Source organism: Stenotrophomonas sp. PA-6-5C, assembly GCF_021605635.1.
GTDB classification, from domain to species: domain Bacteria; phylum Pseudomonadota; class Gammaproteobacteria; order Xanthomonadales; family Xanthomonadaceae; genus Stenotrophomonas; species Stenotrophomonas lactitubi.
This window is the reverse complement of record NZ_WKEE01000003.1, coordinates 36,836-56,877: the sequence shown is the minus strand read 5'-3', so window position 1 is coordinate 56,877 and position 20,042 is coordinate 36,836. Positions and strand designations below refer to the sequence as shown.

General features: G+C 64.3%; 16 protein-coding genes and 1 tRNA gene. 6 read left to right on the top strand and 11 right to left on the bottom strand.

All coding sequences use genetic code 11. The annotated features are described in order from the left end of the window. The first annotated feature begins 56 nt into the window (after positions 1-56). Positions 57-1,640: a MobQ family relaxase gene (gene mobQ, locus GIW57_RS01735; RefSeq protein ID WP_236509002.1), complete on the top strand. Its 1,584-nt coding sequence runs from the start codon at positions 57-59 to the stop codon at positions 1,638-1,640. Positions 1,641-2,248: 608 nt separating this feature from the next. On the opposite strand, the gene GIW57_RS01730 is transcribed toward mobQ, so the two are convergent. From GIW57_RS01730 to GIW57_RS01700, 7 genes are all read right to left on the bottom strand, one after another. Beyond that, positions 2,249-3,151: a plasmid partitioning protein RepB C-terminal domain-containing protein gene (locus tag GIW57_RS01730; protein WP_236509001.1), complete on the bottom strand. Its 903-nt coding sequence runs from the start codon at positions 3,149-3,151 to the stop codon at positions 2,249-2,251. After that, positions 3,148-4,044 carry a plasmid partitioning protein RepB C-terminal domain-containing protein gene (locus tag GIW57_RS01725; RefSeq protein ID WP_236509000.1) on the bottom strand — a complete coding sequence of 299 codons (897 nt, stop codon included), beginning with the start codon at positions 4,042-4,044 and terminating at the stop codon, positions 3,148-3,150. The genes GIW57_RS01730 and GIW57_RS01725 overlap by 4 nt, the downstream gene beginning before the upstream one ends. Further along, positions 4,041-5,540 carry a recombinase family protein gene (locus tag GIW57_RS01720; protein ID WP_329605737.1) on the bottom strand — a complete coding sequence of 500 codons (1,500 nt, stop codon included), beginning with the start codon at positions 5,538-5,540 and terminating at the stop codon, positions 4,041-4,043. Before GIW57_RS01720 ends, GIW57_RS01725 begins: the two co-directional genes overlap by 4 nt. 234 nt (positions 5,541-5,774) lie before the next feature. Continuing rightward, positions 5,775-6,563, bottom strand: a complete 789-nt coding sequence (locus GIW57_RS01715; RefSeq protein WP_236508998.1) for an NYN domain-containing protein — start codon at positions 6,561-6,563, stop codon at positions 5,775-5,777. A gap of 10 nt (positions 6,564-6,573) precedes the next feature. Then, positions 6,574-8,070: a restriction endonuclease gene (locus GIW57_RS01710; protein WP_236508997.1), complete on the bottom strand. Its 1,497-nt coding sequence runs from the start codon at positions 8,068-8,070 to the stop codon at positions 6,574-6,576. Positions 8,071-8,231: 161 nt separating this feature from the next. Then, a complete protein-coding gene (locus GIW57_RS01705; RefSeq protein WP_236508996.1) occupies positions 8,232-9,734 on the bottom strand; it encodes a site-specific integrase in 1,503 nt (500 codons plus the stop codon). An 84-nt stretch (positions 9,735-9,818) separates the two neighbouring features. Next, a tRNA-Ser gene (locus tag GIW57_RS01700) sits at positions 9,819-9,911 on the bottom strand. A 140-nt stretch (positions 9,912-10,051) separates the two neighbouring features. Here GIW57_RS01700 and dnaX point away from each other — a divergent pair. The 4 genes from dnaX to GIW57_RS01680 all read left to right on the top strand — a co-directional run bounded on the left by dnaX (position 10,052) and on the right by GIW57_RS01680 (position 13,593). Next, positions 10,052-12,130, top strand: coding sequence for a DNA polymerase III subunit gamma/tau (gene dnaX, locus GIW57_RS01695; RefSeq protein WP_236508995.1), 2,079 nt, complete (start codon positions 10,052-10,054; stop codon positions 12,128-12,130). Between the two features lie 6 nt (positions 12,131-12,136). Further along, positions 12,137-12,457, top strand: coding sequence for a YbaB/EbfC family nucleoid-associated protein (locus tag GIW57_RS01690; protein ID WP_025879376.1), 321 nt, complete (start codon positions 12,137-12,139; stop codon positions 12,455-12,457). 111 nt (positions 12,458-12,568) lie between these two features. Continuing rightward, positions 12,569-13,168: a recombination mediator RecR gene (gene recR / locus GIW57_RS01685; RefSeq protein WP_089239142.1), complete on the top strand. Its 600-nt coding sequence runs from the start codon at positions 12,569-12,571 to the stop codon at positions 13,166-13,168. 65 nt (positions 13,169-13,233) lie between these two features. Further along, entirely contained in the window at positions 13,234-13,593 is a 360-nt protein-coding gene (locus tag GIW57_RS01680; protein WP_089239144.1) for a histidine triad nucleotide-binding protein, read from the top strand. A 177-nt stretch (positions 13,594-13,770) separates the two neighbouring features. On the opposite strand, the gene GIW57_RS01675 is transcribed toward GIW57_RS01680, so the two are convergent. From GIW57_RS01675 to GIW57_RS01660, 4 genes are read right to left on the bottom strand one after another with little or no spacing between them, the layout of a single operon-like run. Continuing rightward, positions 13,771-14,298, bottom strand: coding sequence for a Slp family lipoprotein (locus GIW57_RS01675; protein ID WP_100463401.1), 528 nt, complete (start codon positions 14,296-14,298; stop codon positions 13,771-13,773). Continuing rightward, entirely contained in the window at positions 14,295-16,244 is a 1,950-nt protein-coding gene (locus GIW57_RS01670) for a DUF3488 and transglutaminase-like domain-containing protein (RefSeq protein WP_236508994.1), read from the bottom strand. Before GIW57_RS01670 ends, GIW57_RS01675 begins: the two co-directional genes overlap by 4 nt. Beyond that, positions 16,237-17,181, bottom strand: a complete 945-nt coding sequence (locus GIW57_RS01665) for a DUF58 domain-containing protein (protein WP_236508993.1) — start codon at positions 17,179-17,181, stop codon at positions 16,237-16,239. The genes GIW57_RS01670 and GIW57_RS01665 overlap by 8 nt, the downstream gene beginning before the upstream one ends. Positions 17,182-17,183: 2 nt before the next feature. Further along, on the bottom strand, positions 17,184-18,137 hold the full coding sequence (locus GIW57_RS01660) for a MoxR family ATPase (RefSeq protein WP_100463411.1): 954 nt from the start codon (positions 18,135-18,137) through the stop codon (positions 17,184-17,186). A 44-nt stretch (positions 18,138-18,181) separates the two neighbouring features. Between GIW57_RS01660 and GIW57_RS01655 the strand changes: the two genes are divergently transcribed. After that, a complete protein-coding gene (locus tag GIW57_RS01655; protein ID WP_236508992.1) occupies positions 18,182-20,023 on the top strand; it encodes a glycosyltransferase family 39 protein in 1,842 nt (613 codons plus the stop codon). The last annotated feature ends 19 nt before the right edge of the window (positions 20,024-20,042 follow it).

The window sequence follows — 20,042 nt, the reverse complement described above, 5'->3', positions numbered from 1 at the left end:
TGCGAAAATCCAATACCACGGCATAAACAAAGCCACATCCACTGCTTTGGAGCCGCATGGCCATCTACCACGCCAACGTCAAAACTTTCAGTCGAGCCAAAGGCCACTCGTCCATTGCCGCTGCCGCTTACCGCGCTGGGCTTCTTCTCGAAGACACGCGCACCGGGCAACGTCACGACTACCGCCGGCGAGACGGCGTGGTCGAAACACGCTGCATCATCCCTGAGCATTCGCCCGATTGGGCCTTGGTGCCTGCCGCACTCTGGACGGAAGCAGAGGCGGCGGAGCGTCGCAAGGACTCTACTATCGCGAGGGAGTTCGAGTTCGCGCTGCCCCACGAGCTTGACGATGACCAGCGATCGTCCCTCGCCCTCGCAGTGGCGCGGGCGTTGGTGGGCCGCTACGGCTTTGCCGCACAAGCCAGCATCCACAGTCCTGGCAGCAAAGGAGGCATGAATTGGCATGTCCACATCCTTACAACAACCCGCCGGCTTGGCCCTGACGGCTTCCTGGACAAAACCCGAGAGCTCGACGGGGGACCTGCGGGCCGGGCCGAGGTCGAGTGGATCCGGGAACTGGTGGCCGCGACGACGAATGCGCATCTGGAAGCTGCGAACCTGGACGTTCGCGTGGATCACCGCAGTCTGAAGGCCCAGGCAGACGACGCGCTGGCACGCGGCGACCTCGTGGCCGCGGCGGTGCTATCGAGGGCTCCCACGCGACACTTGGGGAAGGACGCGTCGGCCATCGAACGCCGAGGGGAGCACTCAGAGCTAGGGGAGAGGAACAGGTCCATTCAAAAGGCCAACGGGGATGCCTTGGATGAACTGCTAGCAACGTTTGAACAGGAAGGCCGGGCCATGCAGGTTCCAGAGGGGCACGATGAATCGCGGGCCCAACAGGAGGCGAAGCGATCGAGCATCAATCAGACGCTTGCCTTCTCCGATGGCCAGATCGTCGTCTCAAAGGGATTGGGTAAAGCCATTGACCAGAGGCGCTTAGACGGCAGCGACGAGGATGTGACAAGCGAAGGCCCGTCTGTTGAGGCAATTCGGATTGAGCTGGTCCGCCAAGGTGAACTGCTCAGGGATCAATTGGTCGTCCATGCGCTCCATTCCACGCTGAGGTTGGTCAATGCACTGGCGAGCGGAGAAGTGGTTCCCGAAGAGTGCAAGGAGCATCGTTCTGCGCTCAACGGGCTGCTAATCGGCTTGAAGCGGTTCGCCGCAGCGTTGGTCCGTTTCCCGAAGCGCCTTAAGGCTGTGCGTCGTTCAATCCGGTTGCGCCACATGGCCGAGCAGGCGTGGGACGACTTCGTGGTGAACCACCCGGAGCCCGGTGTGTCTTGGACGGCTCGTGAGTGGGCCAGACGCCGCGGCCGCCGGTTGGCAGCTCTGGAGCAGCGGTCTGCTGAGTTGGCCGCAGCCCAAGCTGCCGCAACCCCGGAGCAGGAGGCGATCGTGGCCGAAGAGCTGCGGTTACGGGCTGAGCGCCTGGAAGCTGCGAGCCTGGCGGTCTTGGCGCGTTGCTCTGGTCCCGCCGAGCCAGCAACAGAAGCGTTGCAGACTATCCAGGAGGCGACGGTCGCGGTCCACGCGCCCCAGCTGGGCCTGCCCCTGCGGCGCCCCCGGTTGCACTAAACGCAATGAGCCCCGCTTAGCGGGGCTCCTCTCGTTTCAGGTGGCATCCTTCAGTGAGCAGAAGGCCCCGAGTGCCGCGACACCGAAGGTGAGGTGCTCTTCTTGGCGCGATTGCGCCGCCACTCCTCTGTGGGGATGAACGTGCGGTCTACCACGGCTTCGCGTGTGCGCGTGTGGGGGACCGGCGTTGGGGGTGTGAACTTGGCACCCCGTGGCTGGTCCTCCTCCCACTGTCGGATCAGTTCGGCGGACACCTCCAAGGCATGCCTCACGTCTTCGACGCGGTCGCCGAGTTGGCGAGAGGGACCTTGGAACATGAGCCCGATAAGCAGTTGGCTAGCGACTTGGAATTGCGGGTGAGAGAACATGGTTGAGCTCCTTTGAGCCGAGGTGGTGTGCTCATCAAAGCACCATCGCCTCGCTTGGCAACCCAGGATTCTGCGTCTTCTTTCACAGAAGTCGAAGTTGGTCATGCTTGAAGATCACCAGCTTTGGCCGAGCTGAAAACGCGCATAGGCATGCCGATCGCACTTTCGCAGGGCTGGTCGATGACTGGCTCGCGCAAGGCCAGGAATTGCTCTGAAGACTGAATAGGGAAGCTCAGCAGGCTACCCTGACTTGAGAAGCTTGATGTCCGCAATGCGCTGAAGCTGTTGAAGATGATCTGGCTTGTTCTTGGCCAGCCATCTCACAACTGCTGCATTGTCCAAGAGTGTCGACCCAATGTGGGTTTTGACGATTTCGAGCTGGAGGCTGGCTGGACCGTAATTCTCCTCCAGCAGCTTCGTATCGGCTTGCAGCGCTGCCAGCTCCCGTTCCAAGCGTTGGAGCGCCTCGATAGGGGCACCGATGGCCGTCTTTGCTGCCAATGGCTCTATCAACTGTTCGACCGGCGTGTTTTGGAGAAGCGCGGTTGCAAGCTTGATCGAGTAATCCCCCAAGTTGACCATGGTCTGGGCAGCATCGATCTGTCGGAAGGGCTTCATCTTCCGCAGCAACCGAAAGACGCCTGCGGCGGCGGGTTTGTCGGCCAGGATGGCGGTCGCTTCGTCGCAAACGCCATCCAGAAGCCGGAATTTGTCCCGGATGGAGCTGGCCGAGATGTTGAGCACCTCCGACAGCTGTTCCACGGAAACCCCGCGCTCTGCTGCCCTGAGGATCATCCGGTGCTCTTGGACAACCGAAAGGCGGTTCACCTGCTTGTTGTAAGTGTAGCCCTCGTCGTCTGTTGAGATGAGGCAGGGGGCCACGGTTGCTCCCAGTTCCTTCAGAGCCTCCAAGCGCATTCGCCCATCCAGGACCAAGAACCGCCCGGCGGTGCCCCGGTCCAGGGTAACCACGATGGGTTCGACCAATCCCACCGTCCTGACCGAGCTCACGATCTGCTGATACTTGACGGAGGCCTTGGTCCCCGTTGGCATGGCCACGCTGTAATACAACTGGGCCAACTGGATGTCCACGCAGTCCTTTTCAAAGCCCAGGCGTACGCCCGAAGATAGCTTTTTGCTCATCGGGCCAACACTCTGCGCGGCAGCAGGTCAGCCAGTGGTTGCGGGACGCTGGTCAGCCCCTCCGATTGGAGAAGTCCGCAAAACTCTTTGGAGGCAAACAGCTCTTTGAAGATCTGCCGGGCCAGGAGAAGCGATTGTTGCGTGAACTCGGCCTTCTTCTGGATGCGTTGGTGCATCTCCACGTCGCGTTTGTAGAGCTTGGCAAGGTCCTCGGGGGTAAGCTTCTTCCGTGGCGCGCCGTGCGCGTAAGTGCTGGTTCCCTTTTTGCCGCTTCTGGCTCGATGGGCAAGGATCTGTCGGACGACGGTCACCTTCTTTCCCTTGAGCTCACCGGCCTCGTAGGCGTCCATCAGCAACTGTTGCGCATCGCGATCATTTGCCCGGGAGATGTTCACGGCAAGGGCCAGGGAAATGTGACCCGCTTCGGCGGCGGCGAGCAGACGTCGCTCTCCGCGCTCCATGAGGTTGGCCACGCTGTTCACCCAGGACGGAGTGCAGCCCAGCTTGGTGGCTATCTCCGGATCTGAGTAACCGCGCTCTCTGAGCACCTGGACCTGTTCCATGGTCTCGGCCGCCCTGGGCGTGCGGCGGGCGACGTTCTCCACGATGCTCATGACGTGGCCGGTGTGCTCATCCACGTCCAAGATTAGGACGGGGATCTCGCGGTGGCCCAATAGCTTGCAGGCCTCAAGGCGGCCTTGGCCGCAGATCAGTGCATAGGGTAGGGACGTTTCATCAGGAGATGCTTTGCGAACGCTAACGGGGCGTTTGAGCCCCACCGTTTCGATGCTTCGAGTGATGCCGCGGTGGATGCGTTGGTTTCTGACACGCGGATTGGCGACGTGGATGTCGGCAATGGGGATCATCTGAACGCTTGTGCTTTTGTTCGTCATGCGGCCTCCAGCAATGCGGCCCGACCGGCCAAGGCAAAGAACTCCTCCAGCGTGTCCATGCGGTAGGCGTCCAAGGAAAAGCCGTTGTCCTCCATGGAGGGCATGCCATCGGGAGTGAAGTCGATGGAAGGAAGCACGTAGTAATCGTGGGCATGACGGTTACCGGGATCCATCCGGATCACTACAGTCAGATGCGGCGTCAGGCTTGCATCCAGTCGGATGCGCCAGCGGTTAGAGCCAGCGGGTGTTGGCTTGCACCGTGCGATGACGATGGACGTGAGGAGCTCACCGTTCAACCGCAGCAGGCCGGTATCCCGGCATGGCTCGACCCACCCACCGTGTTGGGCGATGCCATCCACCACCAGCTGGACCATCTCGGGATGCCGCCGCCGAAGGGCGCGGTTGATCTCCAAGTAGGCGTAGTCGCGTTTGGGGGAGTAGCCAACCAAGCTATAGGCCCGGAGCAGGCTACCAAACCGATGGCGGAAGGCGCTGCTGGAGGGAACGCCTTCTTCTTCGTCGATCAGCATCCCTGACAGCGCGCCATGCCGCTCGAGCAGTGAGCGCAGAGCTTCCAGCATCTGGCGGTCGTCTAAGTGGACCGAACGTGCCGCGATGACTGCTTGAACGCGCTCGAACAGATCAAGCGGAACAATGGCTTCAAACGCATGTTCCTTTCGCACCCACGCCTCTGGCGGGTTCTGAACGTGTTGCAGCTTCAGCTTGAACGAAGTCCGGTTATAGACGTTGTGGCCGACGTATTTCTCATTCGTCAGTATTTGATGGATGGTCCCTCGGCTCCAGAGGCCACCCACCTCATTGGGGATGCCTTCTCGGTTTAGGACGGAGGCGATGACCCGTTCGGGCATGCCGTCCCTCAGAAACAGCCGATAGATGCGCAAGACGATTGCGATTTCATGCGCAGGCCCGGGCACCAGGATCACCCGATCGGTCTGGATGCTCTTTTGTTCTCCTCGAGCGAGCACAGCCTTGGGCTGGAGATGCTCGTCGACGAGTTGGCGGCGCAAGCCATACCCCGGCGTGCCCCCTTGTCGGAACCCGTGCCGCACGATGTTGCAGGCCCCTTTGAACACCTTGTCAGATAGCTCACGGCTGTATTCGGCGGCCATGCTCCGCTTGAGGCCAATCATGATGGTCGATGGCAATGAGCCATCATTCTTGAAAGCTTCTGCGCAATAGATGACCGGGATGCCATGGCTCTTACAGGCGTGAACGTAGGCAGCGGCCTCGTCCGGGTCAGGGAACCGTCCCCAACGGCTGACGTCGTAGACCAAAATAGCGTTGAAGCCAGGGGAGGGGAGCTTCACATCCCGGAGAAGGGCTTGAAGAGCGCTTCGACCTTTGAGGTTTAGTCCACTCTTGCCGGAGTCTTCGTAGGTCTGGACGATCTCCATGCCGTGCGCCTTGGCATATTCGGCAATTGCCGCAGCCTGGTTCTCCGTGGAGTAGCGCTGATGCTCGGTCGACATGCGCACATACTGGGCAACCGGAAGGAGCCGATCAGGAGACTGAATAGCATCGGTCACTGCGTGGTGCGAGGACACGGCCAGCGCTTCCCATCTAAGACTATGTATTCAGCGACCGTAGGCGGGCAGTTTGACGGTCTCGTTACGCTTGGAGTTCGTGGCTGAACCAATCAAGTTCGTGACGCATAGGTGTCGATAGTCGATCGAGGTGGTCAAGGCGCTCTGGGAGCGCGGGTGATACGACTACGCGTGCTCATTCGTTTCAAGCCGCGCGAGACTGACGGTCCACTGGCCTCCTTCCTGCTGGCGTAGGGTCAGCAGGTCATAGGTCTTCAGCATGCTGAGTAGGCCCGAATGCCCATATGCATTGGGAGAGAAGGACGGGTCTGTTCGTTTGAGGTATTGGCCCAACGGCCCCAGTCCTACCTCGCCTTCCGAGGTGTCTCCAGCCAGGAGCGTTACCGCTTCCACCACGAACTTGGGACGGCGCTTGGGAAGCGGCTTGGTGTCCGCCGCGGTAGGCTCAGCTTTGTTGCCCTCCGCTTTGGCCGGTGATGCATTGGGTCGGTCTTCGCAAGGCTCGGCGACTGCTTTGCGCTCCCATTCGAAGAACTGATCGCAAGCGTTTCGCAGGGCCGCTGGCGTCTTGGGCTCGCCGACGATACAGACCGTCGCGCCTCGCTCCCGCAGCTTTCGACACAGGTAAGCGAAGTCGGAGTCACTGGTTACCAGGCAGAAGGTGTCGGCGCGATGATCGAACAACGCCTCTTGAGCATCGAGAGCCAGGGCGATGTCGGAAGTGTTTTTTCCAGAGGCGTATTGGTATTGGAGGCAAGGGGTAAACGCCTGTTGGACGAGCACTTCCTGCCAGCGGTTGGCCAACGTGGCGTGGTTTCCATACCCGCGCCGCAGCACCACGCGCCCGAACTGGGCCACCATCAGCAGGGCGTGCTCCACGATCTCGGGACTGACGTTGTCGCAATCGACCAAAACGGCCACTTTGCTGTCGTGAGGGACTGATCCGTTAGCCATGTTCTTGTCCTTAAGCTGCGATGCGTGCATCCAAGCCGGCGTGTTCCCTCAGCAAGTAGAGCAGGCCCCCCCCGTCGATCAGCTCAATGGGCTTGTCTTTGGCAAAGTTGAAGGCTTCGGTGCCGTAGCCGCTGGTGCAAACCAAGATGCCCTTGCTGGCGCCTTCGTTAAGCATGGTTCCGTAAAGGTCGCGGACCGCGCTGACGCCTACGGTGTCCCGATAGCGCTTGGCCTGTATGACGACCTTCCCGCCCAAGACGGGCCGGGTGTCAAAGGCCACCGCATCCACTCCACCATCGCGGGAGCTCCGGGTCAGTTTCGTGTCCAGCCCCATCCGACTAAACAGGTTGGAGACGAGTGCTTCGAACTCGCTGGGGGTCAGATCCAGAAGGTTGGGGCGCGATTCAAGGCCTGAGAGCACGTCCGATTGCGCGATGAAGCGCTTGTCGACCATGTTGAATTCGACGATTGGCTTGATGGCCTGCAATTCATCGGGCCTGTTTGAGACCTGAGCACCCAGGCTGCGCAGGCATGCAACCTTTTCCACGCGTTCAAGCCGCAGCTGAAGGAAGGCGGCCTTCGTTGCGCGGACGGACACCACCGGCACCCGAACCTCTTGGCCGGTGGTGGGATCGTGGGTGTCCACCACGCCATTGAAGGTGACCAGCGCCAATGCGTTTGCTTGATCGGCCTCAAAGGCTTCGTGCAAGGTCCTCAGCGCGATTGACGCAATGATGTCTTGGTAGAGCGATTTGATGTCGCTGGCCTTGCGCGCCTTGGAGTCGATCGCATCGCGTGTTTTGACGTAGCGATAATCGGCTTCGGTGGGGACGACACCCACCTCGGGCAGGTCATACTCAATGACCAATTCCCTGGATGCCTCGGCATAGGCCAGCTTGAACGCCTGAGGGAAGCCCTCAGAGGGGTATTCGGAGCGCGTGAGCACCATGTCGTTGTAGGCCACAACGGCATCAGGCTCGTGAGCCAGGTAGGCGCTCTGAAACTCATCCACTTCAGCGTTTCGGCGGCCAACGTCAGCCTCATAGAGCGCGCGTTCGGTCTCGTGTTGGGCCCGTAGATCGGCCAGCCGTCGCTTCTTTTGTGCTTCTGCGCGATGGAACCATTCGAGAGCCTGCTGGTGGGCTTGATGGGCCGCCGCCTGGGCTGCCAAGTGCCGCTTTGCGGCGCCGGGCCAAAAGCGTGCGAAGCCGGTGGGGCCCGGGACCTCGACCTCGACCGGCGCCAACCCCGGAACCAAGTCCTTGGGCACCTTGAAGCCGGGATAGGGATCGGTGTGACGCAGGCTGTCGAAGCTGATGGTGTCGTTCACCGACAGGGTGTGAAGGAGCAGGCCCTCCAGTTCCTCCAGCCGGTCTTTGAGCTCGGCGTTGAGGTCGTCTGCCTCAGCTTGGCGGTCTTGGAGGTATTCGGCTTTGGCCAAGCGCGCAGCTTCCTTCTCCTGCTTCTCCAGGGCGCGCAGCTCCCGCATCTGTTGCGCAGCAGCCATACGCTCATGGCGCTCCAACTGCCTCAGTTGCGTCGCTTGCATTCGCTGCTGGCGCTTGTTTTCGCGCTGCGCTGCCGCCGCTGCCCGGCCGGCTGCCCGCAGAAACCCTTCTAGGCCGCTCCGTCGTCCCATACATCCCCCTGATTTCGAATATCTAAAGACTAACCTGTCGACGTCCTTCTAACGCGCTTTCTGGGCGTTTGGTCGTTCAAAAGGGCGCGCAGCGCAGGCAGGTTCAAGCCAAAATCCAGCACCGCCAGGCCCGGGGTGTTCTTTCCAGGCCCATGAAGCTTCTCGTGGGCGGTGAACTCGCGGCTATACGTGGCGTGGTGCTCGTCGTCCAACTCGTGACCCACCACCTGGGCTCGGAGCTCGGACGGTACGCCCGCTCCTTGAAGCGACTGAATGACGGTTTTCCGGAGCGAATGGAAGCCGCGCTTGCCGGGCGTCCAGTTCTTGCCCACGGCTTCCAAGTGGCGGCCGAACGCCTTGGTGATCCAATTGCCGGCGCCGTTCTTGGCATCCGGTTTGGCGGCCGGGAACAACCGTTTTGCATCTGCCGCCCGTAATCCCTCAACCCATTCCTTAAATCCAAGCGCCAGCAGATCGGGGTGAACCGGGACGGTTCGGATGCTGGCATCGGATTTGAGCTTCTGATGTTCCCCTTCATCGGACATGTGGATGCAGAGCAATCCCGCCTGCTCGGTGACATCGCTGGGAAGCAGTTGGCCCACTTCTGCGGCGCGAGCGCCGGTGTAAAGACCGATGACTGCCGCCCAGCGGGCCGAAAGCGCCAATTGCTCGAAGGCAGCCGGCGCAAACAGGGCTTGAACTTGGTGGGCGTCGTAGGGCTTGAAGCCGAATTTCCGCCGGGCTCGCTTCTCTCGGATGGAATAGCTGACATGCCCAGCGGCAACATTGTCGCCCCTGGGGTAGTAGCCCGAGGCCATGGCCCATTCGAAGAAGCCGCCCTTGCCTCCAATGTAAGACTGCTTGTTGGTCAGGGTGGGGGTGGACGAGCCCTCCTCGCGCATGTGCTGATACCAGCGGGCCAAGTCCGTGCGCGTCAGCGTGTGGAGCTTGGTCTTGCTCCCGAGGAAGCTGACCAGAGACACGATGGCCGTGCGCTTGATCGTCCAGGTCTTGGGCAGCGTGTTGCCCTTGAGCGTGGCCAGCCAAGCGTCGCACGCGTCTTCGAGGGTGATGGGGGTCAGTTTGGACTTCGGGACTGGCGCCGGAGCGGGAGAGGGGGTGCCGTTGACGGCGTCCAGCAACGGGTCTGCGCCCTGGCGTTGCATCTTCTGGAAAAGCCGTAGGTCTTCCTCGTTGTCGATCTGCCAGCGCTCGGTGACCGTGCCATCGGCGGCGCGGGACCGGTGGAGGATCAATTCTTTCAGGTTGTCGGATTGGGTCAGACGGGCGATCAGTTCATCGGCCTCGCGCTTGCTCAGCTTGTCCACGCGTTGGTCCCTCAACACATCGAAGGCCTGAGCATAGCCCGCAGCTAGGGCCAGTGCGCGCAGCCTGGCCGTGGGCAGGTCGCGGGTGCGCAATGTGCGCTTGAAGACGCGTCGGCCAACCACGCCTTGAAGGTCGGTAGGGACGCGTTGCCGGAAAGCCCAAAGGCCAGTAGGAGAGCGGGTGAGGTGATGGGGAATGCGCATCGAGAGATGTGTCCCGATTTGTGTCCCGTCGAAGGTCACCCCAGAAAAGCAAAAACCCCTGCGTAAACAGGGGTTTGCGTAATCTGGCGGAGAGAGGGGGATTCGAACCCCCGAAGCGCGGTTTAGACGCTTACACACTTTCCAGGCGTGCTCCTTCAACCACTCGGACACCTCTCCGGATCCCTGCCATCGGCAAACGCCTCAGCAGGGGCGCAAATTCTAGCGGGCGCAGCGGCAGGACACAAGCACTGGTTTGCAGGGCGAGAGGGCTGGACAGGCGTGGCACAATGGAACATCCGATGGAAGACGGTGGCCTGATGTCCTATCTCGTCCTTGCCCGCAAGTGGCGTCCGAAGCGTTTTGCCGAGCTGGTGGGCCAGGAACACGTGGTCCGTGCGCTCAGCAATGCGCTGGACAGCGGCCGGGTCCACCATGCGTTCCTGTTTACCGGTACCCGCGGCGTGGGCAAGACCACGATCGCGCGCATCTTCGCCAAGTCGCTGAACTGCGAGCAGGGCACCAGTGCCGATCCCTGCGGCCAGTGTGCGGCCTGCCTGGACATCGACGCCGGTCGCTACATCGACTTGCTGGAAATCGATGCCGCGTCCAATACCGGCGTGGACGATGTGCGCGAGGTGATCGAAAACGCCCAGTACATGCCTTCGCGTGGCAAGTACAAGGTGTACCTGATCGACGAAGTGCACATGCTGTCCAAGGCCGCGTTCAATGCGCTGCTGAAGACGCTGGAAGAGCCGCCGGAACATGTGAAGTTCCTGCTGGCCACCACCGACCCGCAGAAGCTGCCGGTCACCGTGCTCAGCCGCTGCCTGCAGTTCAACCTCAAGCGCCTGGATGAAGATCAGATCCAAGGGCAGATGACCCGCATCCTCACCGCCGAGGAGATCGAGTCTGACCCTACCGCCATCGTGCAGCTGGCCAAGGCCGCCGACGGCAGCCTGCGTGACGGCCTGTCGCTGCTCGACCAGGCCATCGCCTATGCTGGCGGTGCGCTGCGCGAGGACGTGGTGCGCACCATGCTGGGCACGGTCGACCGCACCCAGGTGGCGGCGATGCTCGATGCCTTGGCCGAGGGCGATGGCCCGCGCCTGCTGCAGGTGGTCGCGGCACTGGCCGAGTTCTCGCCGGACTGGAGCGGCGTGCTTGATGCGCTGGCCGAGGGCCTGCACCGCATCCAGGTGCAGCAACTGGTGCCGGGCGCGTCCGCCGCTGCCGAAGGACTGGATGCCAGCGTATTCGCCGAGCGCCTGCGCCCGGAAGTGGTCCAGCTCTGGTACCAGATGGCCTTGAACGGTCGTCGTGATCTGCCATTGGCGCCCAGCCCGCGCGCCGGCTTTGAAATGGCGGTGCTGCGCATGCTGGCGTTCCGACCCGCGGCTGCCGTGCCGTCGGTGCCGCGCACCCCGGAATCCTCCGGTGGCAGCGCACCGACCGGTACGGGCCAGACCGGTGGCGGCGTTGCTGGCAACCACGAAGGAGCTGCCCCGGCGGCCGCTGTTGCGCAGGGGGCCGTCGCCGTCACCCAGGCCGCTGCAGCACCGGTGCCGGTGGAGGCAGCCGCACAGACGCCGACCCCGGCACCACAGCGCGAACCCGAACCAGAACCCGAGCCGACTCCGGAACCGGATCCGACGCCTGAACCTGAACCGGTTCCGGTCGAGGAACCCGGGTCGCCGCCGCCGATGAAGGTGCAGCTGGCTCCCGAGGCGGCCACGCCCAAGGCGCCCGCCGAAGCAGACGACCTGCCGCCGTGGGCGACTGACGAGGACACTGCCCGCGATGAGGCGCTGGCCGCTGAAATGGCGACGCCAGACGCGGCCATGGTCGCCCCGTTGAACGAGCCGCCAGCGCCGGCGCCGCAGCCGGTTGCAGAGGCTGTTGTCGTGCCGGAGCGTCCGTTCCGTGCCGAAGGCATCCCGATCGCCCCAGCCGCCGCGGCTGTCGCTTCCGACCGCGCTGCGGCGGGCAGCGTCAGCGAGCTGGCCTGCGCCGAGGACTGGCTCGACCTGATTGCCAACAGCGGCCTGAGCGGTCCATCGCGACAGCTTGCAGCCAATGCGGCCTTCATCAGTTGCCAGCAGGGGGTCTTGAAACTGGGCCTTTCGCCCGGATTTGAGTACCTGCGCTCCGAGCGCGCGCTGGCAGCGTTGGGCGAGGTGCTGGAAAAGTCCCTCGGCCACGCGCTGAAGATCGTGGTCGAAACCGTGGAAACCGAGCAGGTCCCGGCCGAGACCCTGCACCAGCGCGCCGACCGCCAGCGTGGCGAACGGCAGCAGGCTGCCGAGGCCATTTTCATGGACGATCCGGAAGTCCAGTTGCTGATCCAGCAGCACGGCGCCCGGATTGTTTCCGATTCCATCCGTTCTTTTGACGAGTAAGACGACATGCGCGGCAATATCGCCCAACTGATGCAGCAGGCCCAGAAGATGCAGGAAAACCTGCAGAAGGCCCAGGAAGAAATCGCCAAGATCGAAGTGACCGGCAGCGCCGGTGGCGGCATGGTCAGCGTCACCCTGACCGGTGCCAAGGAGTGCCGCAAAGTACGCATCGATCCGTCGCTGGCCAGCGATCCGGAAATGCTGGAAGACCTGATCGCCGCCGCCTTCAACGATGCGTCCAACAAGATCGATGCCGAGTCGAAGTCGAAGATGGGTTCGGCCACCGCCGGCATGCAGCTGCCGCCGGGCATGAAGATGCCGTTCTGATGTCCTGCATGGCACCCGCACTGCCGGGTGCCACGCACTGTGTAGCGTCGAGCGTGCTCGACTGCCCGCAATTTCCAGTCGAGCACGCTCGGCCCTACAGAACACGCCGCCGTGTCCGCACCCCTGCTTGAACAACTGATCGATGCACTGCGGGTGTTGCCTGGCGTTGGCCAGAAGACGGCCCAGCGCATGGCCTACCACCTGCTCGAGCGCGAGCGCGAAGGTGGCAAACGCCTTGCCGGGACGCTGGCAGAGGCGGTCGAACGCATCGGTCACTGTGCGCAGTGCCGCGACTTCAGCGAAACCGAGCTGTGCCCGACCTGCGCCAATGGCAGCCGCGAGCGCAGCCAGTTGTGCGTGGTGGAATCGCCGGCTGACCGCTTGGCGATCGAGAACGCCACCGGCTATCGCGGCGTCTACTTCGTGCTGCAGGGGCGCCTGTCGCCGCTGGATGGCATCGGCCCGCGCGAGCTGGGTCTGGAGCAGCTGGAACAGCGTCTGGCCGAAGCGGAAGTGCAGGAGCTGATCATTGCTACCAGTGCCACCGTCGAAGGCGAAGCCACCGCGCACTACCTCGCGCAGCTGGCACGTGCCCGCCAGGTGCGGCCGAGTCGCCTGGCCCAGGGCCTGCCCCTCGGTGGTGAGCTGGAGTACGTCGATCGCGGCACGTTGTCGCACGCGTTCGGCACTCGCAGCGAAGTGCGCGACTGAGCCGATGCCGGGCATGCCCCGGCGTTACCGGCCTACAATGCGGTGACACCCCGCCGAGGCCGACCATGAGCAGCGAAACCCTCTTCAGCAAGATCATCCGTCGCGAGATCCCGGCCACCATCGTCTATGAAGACGAGGACGTGCTGGCGTTCAAGGACATCGCGCCGCAGGCGCCGGTGCACGTGCTGTTCATTCCGAAGAACGAGATCATTCCGACCCTGGATGACCTGCAGCCGTCGCAGGCGCACCTGATCGGCAAGCTGGCCCTGGCCGCCGCCGAGTACGCGCGGCAGGAAGGCTTTGCCCAGGACGGCTACCGCATCGTGATGAACTGCCGCGAAGATGCCGGGCAGACCGTGTTCCATATCCACATGCATCTGCTGGCTGGCGCGCCGCTGGGTCACTTCGGCACACCGGGGCGTTGACGCCGCCATCCACGCATGGCGTGGATCTACAGCGCACGCCAACAGCAGTAGATCCACGCCATGCGTGGATAAAAATGCGTCGAAGTGCAGCATCGCCCCGAGCAGACCCGCACCATGCATGGATGAAAAAAGGCCGCCCCATGGGCGGCCTTCTGCATCATGCGTACCGGGCCTGGACTACCACCAGCCCCAGCCGCGGTAACCGCCCCAGTACGGGCCATACGGGCCCGGGCCCCACGGTCCGTAGGGGTAGGGCACGACATCGACCTGGCGCTGCTCCGGCCACAGGTAGATCACGTCGGCCGCCAGCTTCGGCAGTCGGTAGTCGTAATCACCGATACGGGTGTTGGCGTAGCCATCGATCTTGCCGATGAAGGTCACGTCGCGGCCGGCTTCGAACACGGCCGGATCGTAGAAGCCGGCACGGCAGGCGATGAAGCGGCCGTCACTGGCATCGGAGGAGGTGGTGTTCGGGCGGCCGCTACCGTTGAGCGGGCGCGAGATGATCTGGAAACAGGTCTCGCCCTGGACGGGCTTGGTTTCAATGATCCGGCCACCCCAGCGCACCGGCGTGCCGACCTGCTGGGTGGCAACCGAGTCGCGCGGGGAAACCAGGCTGAACTGTCCCTGCAGCGGCTTGGGGGCCGTGGCGCAGGCCGACAGGGCCAGGGCGGCCACGGCGGTGAGGAGGAACTTGGTATTCATGGGGAGGCTCCGGAAGTCGGGCGATGCCTGCGCAGGTCCCGCAATAATGGGGCGAGCTCGGTACAAGTGCCAGCGTAGCGTGCATCAGCGAAACGCTGGCTGAGTGTGATGAGGGCCGGGTCGGGGCGTTGCCCGTGGACCCGGTGCGCCCAGTGCAGGGCGGGTTCGTGCGGTTCGCGGCCCAGCCCCAGCCGCGCATAGCGCAGCCCCAGCCGGTGCCAGGCGCGCAGCAGCGGGTCGCGCTCGCGTTCGCCACGGGCCAGCAGCCACGCCATCCAGGCCAGCGCCAGCGACACCGCCATCACGAAGCCGGCCAGCAGCTGTCCCGGCTGCAGATCGTCCAGCCCGAACGGTTGCAGCAGCTGCTGCTGGCGGCGTGCATCGAACGACAGCACCAGTTCGTTCCAGCCCCTGCGCATCCAGTCGCGGACCTGGCCCAGCTGCAGCCAGCGCTGCTGCAGCCCTGTATCGGCCCCGGCCTGCAGGCGGTCGTCGAGCGTGTCCAGGATGCGCTCGGGTGCCACGGCCGCTGTCGGGTCGATGCGCACCCAGCCGCGTTGCGGCAGCCACACCTCGGCCCAGGCGTGGGCGTCCATCCGCCGCAGTACCCAGTAGTCGCCGATCCGGTTGCGCGTGCCGCCGGCGAACCCGGTGACCACACGCGCTGGAATGCCGGCGTTGCGCATCAGCACCACGAAGGCAGAGCTGAAATGCTGGCAGTAGCCGGCCTTGTAGTCGAACAGGAAAGCATCGACAGGATCGCGCCCGGCGGCAGGTGTTGCCAGCGTGTACGAAAAATCCGCGGTGATCCACGCCAGGGCGCGACGGACCACCGCTGCATCATCGCTTCCGGCTTCCTGCCGCCACTGCCGGGCCAGGGTTGCCGTGCGGGGGTTGAAGCCTTCCGGCAACTGCAGCGCAGCGCGGCGCTGATACGACGACAGCGTGGCATCAAAGCGCTGCGGCGGGGCCGAGTGCAGACGCCACCGGCTCAGCGCAGACAACGTGCGGTCGCTGCTCAGGCTCAGGGCGGCATCAAGCCGGCTGCCTTCCGGTGCGGCGGTGGGCAGATCCAGCGCGACCAGCTGGCGACGGTCGGTGGGCTCGTAATCGATCTGGTAGTTCCAGCCTTCCGTGCCGTGCTCGACCACTGCAGGCGGCAAACGCTCGGTACGGCGGTCGCGTCGCCAGACATGCCCATCGAACTGGGTCAGTACCGGCCCGCGCCAGTAGCGCTGCGCCGGTTCCGGAACCGCGCCGAAGAACTGCGCCCGCAGGGCAGGGGTATCGTCGGCCATCAGATCCAGCCACTTGTCCGGCTCCATCGTGTCCGACAGCCCGGGCGTACCGACGGCGCGTTCGGGTATGCCCCACAGCGGCGTGGCCAATCGTGGGAACAGCCAGAAGCAGGCCAGCGCCAGCGGCAGGCCGATCAGCAGCAGGCGACCGACGCCGCGAAGCTGCGCGGACAGCGGCGGTGGCGTACTGCGGCCTTCACCCTGTGCCAGTCGCTGCAGCGCAATCAGGGCGCTGATGCCGGCCAGCACGGCGAGCACGGTGGTCAGCGGCCCCTGGTCGAGCAGGAAGGCAGCAAACGGAGAAAACAGGGCAAAGCCAAGCAGGCTGCGTGCATCGCGCAGGGTGCGCAGCTCGCTGGACTTGATCGCCAGCATCGCCGCCAACAGCGCGCAGCCGGTATCCCGGCCGGGGCGCACCGCACCCATCTGCCAGACGATGGCGGCCAGCATGCCCAGTACCAGCAGTACGCGCACCGGCATCGGCAGCATGCCGCGCTGCGACAGTGCTGCAGTGACGACCGCTGCCACGGCGACCAACGCGGCCAGCGTGGTAGGCAGCTGCAAAAGCAGCGGCAACAAGGCCAGTGCGGCGCTGGCCAGCGTCCACGTGCGGGTGTTGCGGTCCAGCAGCAGGGCAGGCTCAGTCATGGGGAAGCAACGCCAGCGCGCGCAGGCACAGATGGTGGTGGCTGGCGCCCTGGCCGGGGCCGATCGGCGGGTGCATCGGCAGCAGCAGCGTGTAGCGACGGCCTTCGCGCTCTGCGCTGTCCACCCAGCGTGCCAGCCGTGCGATGCGGGCCTCCTGGCCCAAGGGTGCCAGCGCGCGCCAGTCCAGCACCACTTCGATGCCTATCGGTTTCTCGTATTCGCGTACCAGCAGCGTGTCGCGGCGCGCGGAGTGTTTCCAGGCAATGCTGCGCGGTGGATCTCCAGCGCGATATGGGCGCAGCTGATGCAGTTCCTCGCCGTTGGCGTGGGCGCGGGTGTGTAGTGGATCGCTGCCCTGCTGCGGCAACGGTGGCGCTTTCGCTTCGGCCAGCGGGTAGACCAGCAGGGGTTCTTCCGGCCACACCCATGACCACGCCCTGACCAGGCCAAGTGGTTGTGTGGTGGACAGGCGGATACGCGGCAGTTCCAGCCAGCCACGGCGTTCGCTGGGAACTGCCAGCTCGGCTTCGCCGCGGCCGTGTGCGGGCAGGTCGAGCCACGTCTCGCTGTCGCCCAGCTGCAGGTGCAGGCCATGGCGCGCTCGCGGGTCGCGCAGCGACAGGTCCACGCGCAGGCGCAGCGGTTGCCCGGCCGGCAGCGGTTCGGCGGAGATTGCATCGATCTGCACGCCCGACAGCTGCAGGTGTGCCGCGATGGTACTGGCGATCGCGGCTGCGGCCAGCAGCAGTGCCAGCAGCAGGGCCGGGTTGTTGTTGTAGTTCAGCGCGCCCAGCAGCATCGCGACCAGCAGGCAGGCCACAAACAGGCCGAAGCGGGTGGGCAGCACGTAGATGCGCCGTCGGTCCAGCCGTTGCGGCAACGACTCCGGCGTGCGCGGGCGTGCCAGCTGCAACAGTCGCCGGGCATGCGATGCCATCTTCAATCGACCGCGACGGTCTGCAGGATCGCGCGTGCCAGCGTCGGCCCCGAGCTCGACTCGGCTTCACCCACCAGACGATGGCCAGCCACCGCTACGAACAGCGTCTGCACGTCTTCGGGTACCACGTGGCCACGGCCGAGCAACAGCGCATGTGCCTTGGCTGCGCGCAGCAGGGCCAGGCCGGCGCGCGGCGACAATCCCACGCGTACGCCCGCATGCTGGCGGCTGCGGGTCAGCAGTGCCTGCACGTAGTCCACCAGCGCGTCGCTGACATGCACTTGGCTGACGGCCTCGCGCAGTGCGCGTACCTGGGTGTCGTCCAGCTGGGGCACCGCGCGGGCGATCAGGTCGCGGCGATCGCTGCCGCGCAGCAGCTCACGTTCCGCCTGCGCGCTGGGGTAACCCATCGCCAGCCGCAGCAGGAAGCGATCAAGCTGCGAATCGGGCAGCGGGAACGTACCCGACAGATCCACCGGGTTCTGCGTGGCGATCACGAAGAACGGATCAGGCAGGGCATGGGTCTGACCGTCGAGGGTGACCTGCTGCTCGGCCATCGCTTCCAGCAGGGCGCTCTGCGTGCGCGGCGGCGCCCGGTTGATCTCGTCGGCCAACAGTACATGGGTGAAGACCGGCCCGGGATGGAACTGGAACTGGCGGCTGCCGGCGTCGTAGACCGATACGCCGAGTACGTCGGCCGGCAGCAGGTCGGAGGTGAACTGCACGCGCTGGAAGCTCAGCCCCAGGCTGCTGGCCAGGGCATGGGCCAATGTGGTCTTGCCGAGACCGGGCAGGTCTTCGATCAGCAGATGGCCGCCAGAGAGCAGGGCCACGAAGGCCAGTCGAACCTCCTGCACCTTGCCCAGCACCAGCGCATTGACCTGGTCCTGCGCATTGCGCAGGGACTGACGCAGTTGATCGGTTAGCATGCTGGGCATGGGGGACGAAGCTGTCATGGTCGTCTCAAGTTCGGTAACCGGTCGATTCTATCCATAGAGCAATGCAGGGCGAACAACGCGCACGTACGATTTTTCTCTGGTTATGGACGCTCGTCACAGCGGCCAAGCTGGTCGTGGCCGCACGCCTGCCGTTGTTCGTCGATGAGGCGTTCTACTGGCAGGAAGGCCAGCACCTGGCTGCGGCCTATTCGGATCTGCCGGGGCTGACGGCCTGGCTGACCCGGTTGGGTGTGGAGCTTGGCGGTCAGCACGTGCTGGCGCTGCGTTTGCCATTCCTGGCCATCGGTGCACTGCTGCCGCTGCTGGTATCGCGCATTGCGGCGCGCTGGTTCGGCAACGTTGCAGGTTGGCAGGCCGGCAGCTTGACGCTGTTGATGCCGTTGTCGGCCACGCTGGGTCTGCTGGCTGTACCCGATGTGCCGATGGCACTGGCGGCGGTGCTGTGCCTGGACGCCGGCGCACGCCTGCTGCGCAACGTAGATGCATCCTCGGCGGTGAAACTGGCGCTGGGCCTGCTGATCGGCGCGCTCAGCCACTATCGTTTCATCGGTGTGATCGGCGTCGGCTTCGTTGCCCTGCTGGCGCTGCCGCAGGGCCGGCGCATGCTGGCCGATCCGCGCGTCTGGGTGGCCCTGGCCGTTGGCGTACTGGCATGGCTGCCGCTGCTGGCCTGGAATGCCGACAATCACGATGCCGGTCTGAAGTTCCAGGTGGTCGAGCGTCATCCGTGGGCATTCGAGTGGCGCGGACTGTGGTTCCTGGTGATCCAGCCGATGCTGGTGACGCCCATCCTGTGCATCGCGATGTGGAAGGTGGCGCTGGCGGGTACCCGCAGTGGCGGCGGTGCGCGCGTGCAGTGGCGTTATTTCGGTCTGGTCGGCGGTGTGTCGACATTGGGCATCTTCGCACTGGGCTTCTTCACCGACGTCGAGCGCATCAGCTTCCATTGGCCGCTGCCGGGCTACCTGGCCCTGCTGGTGGCGGTGCCGGTAATCCTCAACGGCTGGCCGCGCTGGTTGCGGCGTACCGGCTGGTGGCTGGCCGGGCTGGGCATGGTGCTGGCCTTCGGCTATTACCTGATGGCGTCCTCGTCATCGCTGCGCGAGCAGTTGGCCGGTGACAAGTACTACCCGCGCAACTTCGCCGGCTGGCAGCCGCTGGCTGCTGCGGTCCGCGAAGAACTGCAGCTGATGCCTGAAGGCAGCCGCGTACTGGCCGGCAACTTCAAGGTAGGCGCCGAACTGGGCTTCCAGCTGGGCCGCGGTGACATCGAAGTGCTGCCGCATCCGCTCAACGACAAGCACGGCCGCACCGCGCAGCTGGCGCAATGGAACCAGGTGCATGAGGGCGAACGCGACGTGCCGATGCTGCTGGTGCTGTCGCCCAGCGATCAGCGTTTCCGCGATCTGCTTACCCGCTATCACGCCCTCTGCGAACAGGTCGGGCCGCTGCCGCCACCGCGCGTGGTCAGCAACGATCATGGATTCCAGCGCTTCCTGCTGTTCCGCCTGCCGGTGCAGCGCGCGCAGGGGCCATGCGTAGCACCCGCACTGGCCTGGCTGGACGCCCCCTCCAATGGAGACGTGGTGAGCGGCACGCTGGCGATCAAAGGCTGGGCGTTCAAGGAAGGTGTTGGCCTGTCGCGGGTTGAAGTGCTGGTGGATGGTCGTTCGATCGGCGACGCCACCTACGGGCGGGTGTTCGATATCCGCCATGCCTGGCCAGACAGCACCGACCCGCAGCATCCGGCTGTCGGTTTCGATGCAACGCTCGATACGGCTACGTTGTCACCGGGAAAACACTGGCTGGGCCTGCGTCTGCATGGTCGCGATGGCAGCGTGGAGCAGTGGCAGGAACAGCCGTTCGTCGTGGAAAAGCGCTGAGGCATCGTGCCTCGTGTAG